A 1,093-nucleotide genomic window follows, 5' to 3' on the forward strand; every position below is an offset into this window, starting at 1 on the left:
CGGGTCTGCCGAGGCGAGGGGCGCGACCGCGGTGGGGGCCAACATGCAGACTGCAGCCAGGGTGGCAAAACGTTGCAACATGCGTGAACTTGCGCCTCTCGTGGTTTTGGGCCCAGGTGGGCCGACGTCGATGATCGGAGAATCCAAAGGGGCCCAAAGGAATTTGTCAGGACGAATCATGGACGGATCGGTTTTCGCAACGGTGAACAAAGCCGCAACGGTCCACGCCGGATGTCGGTCCAATGGGCATTGCCGAGCTGTGCGGAGCCTGAATATTGCGTTGTGCAACAACAGATGAAAGTCATGGTGATACTAATTGCACTGAGCCGCAGTGTATTCGATGGAATGTCTGGTCTTAGACGGCCTTGGTCACGCCGAGGTAGGTGACGACGTCGTCGGTATTGTCGGTCGAGCTCGTCAGGGTCGCATACGTGCGGATGAACGACTGACCGGCGCACTGGTCGAACTTGATCCGGACGCCGGTGATAGTCACCCGAGTGCCCGAGCCCTTGAACGACTTCTTGTCGATCGGGACGATGGTGACGGTGCCGGGCTTGAGGTACACCTTGCCCTGCAAGCTGATACCGGTACCGGCGTTGACGTCACCCGCACCGGTGAACGGAATCTTGATGCCCGGGGTGAAGCTGATGCCGGGGTTGATCTCGGTTTCGTCGCTGATGATTCCGCACCCGATCTGGGCGCCGGCCTCCAGCGTGCCGCCGGTGAGCTTGGTCTTGCCGCCTCCCGTGACATCGCCCTTGAACGTGCCGCCGACCAGGTATTCGCGCGATGAGACCGCGGTGGTCAGCGGTGCTACCGGGAGCAGGGTCTCATCGGACCCGGCCACCGAGACGTGCCAGCCGTCCGGGGTGTCGAGGACCCCCGGCGGCGAGGAGGGCATTGCGCCGGTGTCCGGCGGGGGTGGTGCGGTGACCGCCGCCGGATCGGCCGGCGGCGGGAGCGGATCAGCCGAGGCAAGGGGCGCGACCGCGGTGGGGGCCAACATGCAGACTGCAGCCAGGGTGGCAAAACGTTGCAACATGCGTGAACTTGCGCCTCTCGTGGTTCTGAGCCCGGGTGGCCCGACGTCGAT

The 1,093-nt window shown here is 63.8% G+C and carries 1 protein-coding gene; it reads right to left on the reverse strand.

What is annotated here, in order from left to right; all coding sequences use genetic code 11:
• Window positions 1-355: 355 nt before the first annotated feature.
• Entirely contained in the window at window positions 356-1,042 is a 687-nt protein-coding gene (locus ACWDTP_RS38610) for an MspA family porin (protein ID WP_450028473.1), read from the reverse strand.
• Between the last annotated feature and the right edge of the window lie 51 nt (window positions 1,043-1,093).

It is taken from the genome of Mycobacterium sp. NPDC003449 (genome assembly GCF_053588415.1).

Bases quoted from the DNA above. Each gene is read 5' to 3' on its own strand.
- ACWDTP_RS38610 (WP_450028473.1), bottom strand. From the start codon at position 1,042: ATGTTGCAACGTTTTGCCACCCTGGCTGCAGTCTGCATGTTGGCCCCC.